Source organism: Sphingobium sp. PNB, assembly GCF_019873065.1.
GTDB classification, from domain to species: Bacteria; Pseudomonadota; Alphaproteobacteria; order Sphingomonadales; family Sphingomonadaceae; genus Sphingobium; species Sphingobium fuliginis.
Genome location: NZ_JAINEZ010000011.1, coordinates 79,536 through 87,284, shown reverse-complemented (window position 1 = coordinate 87,284; position 7,749 = coordinate 79,536). Strand labels below are relative to the sequence as shown.

Sequence of the window (7,749 nt, the reverse complement as noted above, 5' to 3'; positions counted from 1 at the left end):
CACCCTCCCCCAGCCCTTCCCCCACGCCCACTCCGGCACCCGCGACGCTTTCCAGTTGGGACTGGATATTGCAGAGCCAGGGCCTGCCCCCGGCGCCGCCTGCCGTTGCCTATCTCGACGTCGACGGGTTCGACACGGCCGCATCCTATGTGGCGCTGGCCAAATCCCGTGGAACCAGGACGATCTGCTATCTCGATGTCGGATCGGCGGAGAGCAACCGGCCCGACTATGCCAGCCTCTCGGCCATATCCGGACTATTGGACAACAGCTATCCCGGTTTTGCGGGCGAACGCTATATCGACATTCGCCGCTACCCCGAATTCATCCAGATCATGGACGACCGGCTGCGCATGTGCCGGGACAAGGGTTTCGACTATGTCGAATTCGACGTGATGGATGCGTTCGAGGATGGAGCCGCGACGACGGGGTTCAACCTAACCGAACAGGACATGATCGCCTATGTGACCGCCCTGTCCGCCCGGGCGCGCGGCTATGGACTGAAACCGGTGCAGAAGAACGCCAGCGGTTCGTCCGCGGCGCTGGTGCCGCTGTTCGACGCCATATTGTTCGAAGGATGCGTGCTGGGCCATTTCTGTGCCGACAGCGCGCCCTATGTTACGGCGGGCAAGCCGGCGTTCAATGCCGAATATCCGGAGGAATGGCCCGCCGGAACCTTCGACCGCGCCAGAACATGCAGCGTGTCCGCCAGCGCCACCGTCTCCACGATCATCACCGTCGTGGACCTGGACAGGCCCGCACCGGACCGCTGCGTTCCTTGAAACGGGTTTCGCAGGAATGTGAAGGGAATGGCGCACCCGGAACGATTCGAACGTCCGACCCTCAGATTCGTAGTCTGATGCTCTATCCAGCTGAGCTACGGGTGCGTTGTGGAGGGGCAGATAGAAGGGGGCGGGCAGTCTGGCAACCCCTAAACTGGACAATCTTGAATTTAAAAGATGCCGTGCGACCGAGCCTGAAGACAAGCGGCTTCACGCCCGTGCGAGCAAGGGAAAACGGAATTTGGGGAAATGGCGCACCCGGAACGATTCGAACGTCCGACCCTCAGATTCGTAGTCTGATGCTCTATCCAGCTGAGCTACGGGTGCGTTGGAGTGGCGCAGATAGAAGCGGCCAGACATTTGGGCAAGCCCTTTTTACACTTTTTTGGCGGACTGCCTGATCGAAGGCGCCGTACCGCAACCTTGTCCCGCTCCGGTCGTTCGAGAGGCAGGAAAGGATGCTGAGATGACCTTCACTCCCAACGAAATTGCGCTGCTGGTGATCGCGCTGCTGATCGGGCTGCTTCTGGGCCTCATCATGAGCGGACGCGGCAAATATAAGCGCTACTGGCGTGATGAGCAGCTTGCCCACGCCCAGGCGGTCAAGGACCGCGACGCCCGCCTGACGGCGGCGCAGGAGCGGATTGCCGAACTGGAACGTCAGTCGGTTCCTCCACGCTCCGCCACCCTTGGGACCGCCGGAAGCGCGCATGAGCGGGATGATTTCAGCCGCATCCGGGGCATCACCCCGCAGGACGAGATCGCGCTCAATCAGGCGGGCTATCATCGCTACGATCAGATCGCGGCGATCAGCAGCGAGCAGGAGGCAGCGCTTGAAACGCGCCTCGGCCTGCGAAGCGGCGTGATTTCCAGGGAGGAATGGCGGGAACAGGCCCGCCTGCTGGATGCGCGTCAGGATCATGAACATGCGAGGCTCTACGACCAGCGCGCCACGCCTGTCTGAAAATGAAGGGGGCGGGATAATCTCTCGCCCCCTTCCTGTCATTTCCGGTTCGCCAGCGCCGCCTGAGCCGCCGCCAGTCGCGCGATCGGCACGCGATAGGGTGAGGCCGACACATAATCGAGGCCGGTCTTCTCGCAGAAGGCGATGGAGGCCGGGTCGCCGCCATGTTCCCCGCAAATGCCGAGCTTGATGCCCTCGCGGGTCGCTCGACCGCGTTCGGCGGCCAGTTCGATCAGTTCGCCGACGCCTTCCACGTCGATGCTGACGAACGGGTCGCGGGCGAAGATGCCCTTGTCCACATATTGCGTCAGGAAGCGGCCGGCATCGTCGCGACTGATGCCGATGGTGGTCTGCGTCAGGTCGTTGGTGCCGAAGGAGAAGAATTCGCCCACTTCCGCGATCTCGCCTGCCTTCAGCGCAGCGCGCGGCAGTTCGATCATCGTGCCGACCAGATAGTCGACGCTGGCGCCCTGCTCCTCGAAAACCTGCTTGGCTACGCTGTCGACGATCGCCTTCATCAGTTCCAGCTCTTTCTTCGTCGCAACGAGCGGGATCATGATTTCGGGGATCGGCGCCTCGCCGCTGCGCTGCTTGATGATCAGCGCGGCTTCGAAGATGGCGCGGGCCTGCATCTCGTAGATTTCAGGATAGGTGACGCCCAGACGGCAACCGCGATGGCCGAGCATCGGGTTGAATTCGTGCAGTTCGGCAGCGCGGCGCTTCAATGCTTCCACGCCGACGCCCGCAGCCTTGGCCACTTCCTCGAACTCCGCTTCGCCATGCGGCAGGAATTCGTGCAGCGGCGGATCGAGCAGGCGGATGGTGACGGGCAGGCCCGCCATCACCATGAAGATCTGCGCGAAGTCGTCGCGCTGTTCCGGCAGCAGCTTGTCGAGCGCGATGCGGCGGCCCTTTTCCGTGTCCGCGAGGATCATCTCGCGCACGGCGGTGATGCGGGCCGCGTCGAAGAACATATGCTCGGTACGGCAGAGGCCCACGCCTTCAGCACCGAAATCGCGGGCGGTCTGGCAATCCAGCGGCGTTTCGGCATTGGCCCGGACCTTGAGGCGGCGGACCTTGTCGGCCCAGCCCATCAGCGTGCCGAAGTCACCCGCCAGTTCCGGCTGCACGGTCGGCACTTCGCCCGCCATCACCTCACCGGTCGAACCGTCGATGGTGAGGATGTCGCCTTCCTTGAGCGTGCGGCCTTCGATGCGCAGCGTCTTGGCGGCATTGTCGATCGATAGGCTGCCCGCGCCGGAAACGCAGGGACGGCCCATGCCGCGCGCCACCACGGCCGCGTGGCTGGTCATGCCGCCGCGCGCGGTCAGGATGCCCTTGGCCGCGTGCATGCCGTGAATGTCCTCCGGAGAGGTTTCCACGCGAACGAGGATCACCGAATCGCCCAGTTCGTTGCGGCGCTCCGCAGTGTCGGCGTCGAACACGATGGCGCCCGAAGCCGCGCCCGGAGAGGCGGGCAGGCCCTTGGTCAGCACGTCGCGCGGCGCCTTGGGATCGAGCGTCGGATGCAGAAGCTGGTCGAGCGCGGCGGGGTCGACGCGGGCGACGGCTTCTTCCTCGGTGATCAGTCCCTCATTCGCCATGTCGACCGCGATCTTGAGCGCGGCCTTGGCGGTGCGCTTGCCCGAACGGGTCTGGAGCATCCAGAGCTTGCCCTGCTGCACCGTGAACTCGATGTCCTGCATGTCGCGATAATGGGTTTCGAGGATTTGGAACACCCGCGCCAGTTCGGCATAGGTTTCCGGCATCGCCTCTTCCATCGACAGCGGCTTGGCCCCTGCCCGCTCGCGCGCCTGCCTGGTAAGGTATTGCGGCGTGCGAATGCCCGCAACCACATCCTCGCCCTGCGCATTGATCAGATATTCGCCATAATAGGCATTCTCGCCGGTCGCCGGGTCGCGGGTGAAAGCGACGCCGGTGGCGGAAGTATCGCCCATATTGCCGAACACCATCGCCTGCACGTTGACGGCCGTGCCCCAATCATGGGGAATCGAGTTCAGGCGGCGATAGACCTTGGCGCGGTCAGCCTGCCAGCTGCCGAAGACGGCGCTGATCGCGCCCCAGAGCTGGTCGTTCACATCCTGCGGGAAGGGCTTGTTCCAAAGTTTTGAAACAAGGCCCTTATATTCGGTGACGAGCGCCTTCCAGTCGTCGGCGGTCATTTCCGTGTCGAGCGTGTAGCCCTGGTCTTCCTTGGCGACTTCCAGCGCTTCCTCGAACGCGCCATGGTCGAGTTCCAGCACCACGTCCGAATACATCTGGATGAAACGGCGATAGCTGTCCCAGGCGAAACGTTCGTCGCCGGAAGCGGCAGCCAGACCCAGCACGGTTTCGTCGTTGAGGCCGAGGTTCAAGACCGTGTCCATCATGCCGGGCATCGAGATACGCGCGCCGGAACGAACGGAAACCAGCAGCGGGTCGGCCTTGTCGCCGAACTTCTTGCCGGTGATGCCCTCGATATGGGCGATGCCGTTGGCGACTTCCGCTTTCAGGCTTTCAGGATAGACGCCGCCGTCCTGATAATAGCGGGTGCACATCTCCGTGGTGATGGTGAAGCCCGGGGGCACCGGCAGGCCGATCGCAGCCATGCCGTCCAGATTCGCACCCTTGCCGCCGAGAAGATTCTTGTCCCCTTTGCCGCCATCATCGACGCCGCCGCCGAAACGATAAACATAACGGGTTGCGGTCGTGCTCATGCTGGCCTCTTCCATTGTCAACATAATCGCGGCTCTCCTGCACTGATTGCCGTGTATTTGTGCGATGCAACAAAACTTAAACAACAGGCGGGCGACAAACGCACCCGCTTTTACGACGATTGCTCTCCGATTCCACTGATTTTCCCGCTTGTGCGGGTATGTTTTGGTATTAGCCCGTAATTTTCGAGAAGTCGGCCACCGCGTGGACGGCGTTCCGCACCCGCGCAAGCAGCGCGAGGCGAGCGGAACGTTTCGCCGGATCGGCATCATTGACGGTGACGGTTTCGAAAAAGGCGTCGATCGGCGCCCGCAATGTTGCAAGTGCTGCCATGGCTCCTTCGAAATCTTCCGCCGCCAGAGAGGCGTCAGCGCGAGGCTCCGCGGCGTCGAGCGCGGCGATCAGGTCCGCCTCCGCCTGTTCGGGGGCATGGGAGAGTTCGACCTGCCCGGCTGTTTCGGCGCCTTCCTTCTTGAGGATGTTTGCCGCACGCTTGTAGCCGGCGAGGAGGTTGGCGCCGTCGTCCGTGGCAATGAAGGACTGGAGCGCCTTCACGCGGGCGAGCAGACGGACCAGATCGTCTTCGCCGCCCAGCGCGAATATGGCGTCGATCAGGTCATGGCGGACGCCGGCTTCACGCTGCTGGACCTTCAGGCGGTCCGCGAAGAAGTCGAGCAATTCACCCTCCGCCACGGACAGACGCAAATTATTGGCGGTGACGATCTGGATGACGCCCAGCGCTGCCCTGCGGAGGGCGAAGGGATCGCGCGAGCCGGTAGGCTTCTCATCGATGCCGAAGAAGGAGCGGAGCGTATCCAGTTTGTCGGCCAGCGATACCGCCACGGTCAGCGGCGCGGTCGGGACTTCATCTCCCTGCCCGACCGGCTTGTAATGGTCGCGGATGGCATCCGCCACGCCATCGGGCAGGCCTTCGGCCCGGGCATAGTAGCCGCCCATGATGCCTTGAAGTTCAGGGAACTCGCCCACCATTTCGGTGACGAGGTCGGCCTTGGCGAGACGGGCAGCCTGTTCGGCCAAGTCCGCCAGCGCCTTTTTCCCCTCGTCATTCCCATGGCGGGAATCCATCGCCGATGTTGCGTCCGGGTGAGAGGTCTGGGGATGGGGTCCTGCCTTCGCAGGGGCGACGATGCCTTCTTCCACCAACCGGCGCGCCAGCTTTGCGACACGCTCCACCTTATCGGCCACGGTGCCGAGCTTTTCGTGGAAGGTGATGCGTTCCAGCTTCTTTGCGTGATCCTCCAGCTTCGTCCTGCGATCCTGCTCCCAGAAGAAGCGGGCATCCGACAGGCGGGCGGCGAGAACCTTGCGGTTGCCCGCCACGATCGCCGCGCCGCCATCCTTCGCCTCGATATTGGCGGTGCAGATGAAGGCGGGGGCCAGCTTGCCGTTCGCGTCGCGCAGGACGAAATATTTCTGGTTGATCCGCAGGGTTAGCTGAATGACTTCAGGCGGCACCTCAAGGAATGCCGGGTCGAAATCGCCCAAGAGCGGGACCGGCCACTCTGTCAGCCCCGCATTCTCCGCGATGAGGCCCTTGTCCTCGATCACCGCATAGCCGCGGGCTGCCGCGGCTTCGGCAGCCCTTGCCTCGATGATCGACTGGCGTTCCTGGTGGCTGGCGATAACATGGCATGCGCGCAGCTTTTCGGCATAGTCATGCGCGCCGCCGATGGTGATCTCGCCCGGATGGTGGAAGCGGTGCCCCAGCGTTGCGTAGCCGCTGCGGATGCCTTCGATTTCGATGTCGACCAGATCTTCGCCCAGGATCGCGACGATGCCTTGCAGCGGGCGGACCCAGCGCAGGCTTTCCGTGGTCTGCGATGCGGCGCCCCAGCGCATCGACTTGGGCCAGGGGAAGCTGCGGATAATGGCAGGGACGGCTTCGGCCAGAACCTCGGCAGTGGCGCGGCCGGGCTTGTTCACCGTGGCGAACCAGACGCCGTCACGATCCTCAAGCTGATCCTGGGTCAGTCCGGTCTTGCGAAGGAAGCCCTCCAGCGCCTGCGCGGGCGCCGAGGTGCGGGGCCCCTTGAATTCTTCGCTGACAGCGGCGGTTTCCAACGGCAGGTTGCGGGCTATCAGGGCCAGGCGGCGGGGGGTGACGAAGCTGTCGATGCTTTCGGGCTGCAGGCCGGACCTTGCCAGTTCCTCGGTGAAGAGGCGGGCAAGGTCTTTCGATGCCTTGATCTGCATGCGCGCGGGGATTTCCTCGCAGCGCAGTTCGAGGAGGAAATCAGTCATGCGGCTTCCTCCAGGTCGGGCGCGCCGCGCCGCAAGTGGGACGCCGCCGGGTCCGAAATCCCGGCTTTGGTGGGCATGGCGGAGATAATCGAGTCCATCATGCGGCCCACCCGTTCACTTCCATCCACTTTTCGCAGGCGCCCTTGGCGAGGTCGCGAACGCGGCCGATATAGCTGGCACGTTCCTGCACCGAGATGACGCCACGCGCTTGCAGCAGGTTGAAGACATGGCTCGCCTTGATCGCCTGATCATAGGCGGCGAGCGGAACGCCTGCCTCCAGCGAAGCCTTGCACTCCGCCTCCGCATCCCTGAACCAGCGGAACAGCTTTTCGGTATCGGCTATCTCGAAATTCCATTTCGACATCTGCCGCTCATTTTCCAGAAACACTTCGCCATAGGTGACGCCCGCATCGTTGAACTTCAGGTCATACACGCTGTCGACGCCCTGGATGTACATGGCGAGGCGTTCCAGACCATAGGTCAGCTCACCCGCGACCGGCTTGCAGTCGAAACCGCCCATCTGCTGGAAATAAGTGAACTGGGTGACTTCCATCCCGTCGCACCACACTTCCCAGCCAAGCCCCCAGGCGCCCAGCGTCGGGCTTTCCCAATCGTCCTCGACGAAGCGGATGTCGTGGACCAGCGGATCGATGCCGATCTCCGCCAGCGAACCCAGGTAAAGTTCCTGGAGGTTTGCCGGGCTGGGCTTCATGATGACCTGATATTGATAATAATGCTGGAGACGGTTCGGGTTCTCGCCATAGCGGCCATCGGTCGGACGGCGGCTGGGCTGGACATAAGCGGCGTTCCAGGCATTGGGGCCAAGACTGCGCAGCGTCGTCGCGGGGTGGAAGGTGCCCGCGCCCACTTCCATGTCATAGGGCTGCAGGATCACGCAGCCCTGCCGTCCCCAATAGGCATGCAGGGTCAGGATCAGGTCCTGAAAGGAAAGCGCTTTACTTGTCGCCACCGGTGGTCCCCAGAAATCACGGCTTTAAGAAAATGACGGATCGATTGCGGCGCGCCTTG

5 protein-coding genes and 2 tRNA genes are annotated in these 7,749 nt (G+C 63.1%); 2 read left to right on the top strand and 5 right to left on the bottom strand.

Annotation, left to right across the window (positions count from 1 at the left end; all coding sequences use genetic code 11):
• Positions 1–779, top strand: a 779-nt coding sequence (locus tag K7W03_RS06240; RefSeq protein WP_226869742.1) for an endo alpha-1,4 polygalactosaminidase, incomplete at its 5' end; no start/stop codon positions are given.
• Between the two features lie 28 nt (positions 780–807).
• Here K7W03_RS06240 and K7W03_RS06235 read toward each other — a convergent pair.
• A tRNA-Arg gene (locus K7W03_RS06235) sits at positions 808–884 on the bottom strand.
• A gap of 145 nt (positions 885–1,029) precedes the next feature.
• Positions 1,030–1,106: transfer RNA gene (locus tag K7W03_RS06230), tRNA-Arg, on the bottom strand.
• A 139-nt stretch (positions 1,107–1,245) separates the two neighbouring features.
• Between K7W03_RS06230 and K7W03_RS06225 the strand changes: the two genes are divergently transcribed.
• A complete protein-coding gene (locus tag K7W03_RS06225) occupies positions 1,246–1,743 on the top strand; it encodes a hypothetical protein (protein WP_025550164.1) in 498 nt (165 codons plus the stop codon).
• A gap of 38 nt (positions 1,744–1,781) precedes the next feature.
• Here K7W03_RS06225 and ppdK read toward each other — a convergent pair whose 3' ends face one another.
• From ppdK to K7W03_RS06210, 3 genes are all read right to left on the bottom strand, one after another.
• Positions 1,782–4,484, bottom strand: a complete 2,703-nt coding sequence (gene ppdK / locus K7W03_RS06220; protein WP_044662403.1) for a pyruvate, phosphate dikinase — start codon at positions 4,482–4,484, stop codon at positions 1,782–1,784.
• 145 nt (positions 4,485–4,629) lie between these two features.
• Entirely contained in the window at positions 4,630–6,720 is a 2,091-nt protein-coding gene (gene glyS, locus K7W03_RS06215; RefSeq protein WP_222885812.1) for a glycine--tRNA ligase subunit beta, read from the bottom strand.
• A 97-nt stretch (positions 6,721–6,817) separates the two neighbouring features.
• Positions 6,818–7,690 (bottom strand): glycine--tRNA ligase subunit alpha, encoded by an 873-nt coding sequence (locus tag K7W03_RS06210; protein WP_222885811.1) that lies wholly within the window; start codon positions 7,688–7,690, stop codon positions 6,818–6,820.
• Positions 7,691–7,749: the final 59 nt, after the last annotated feature.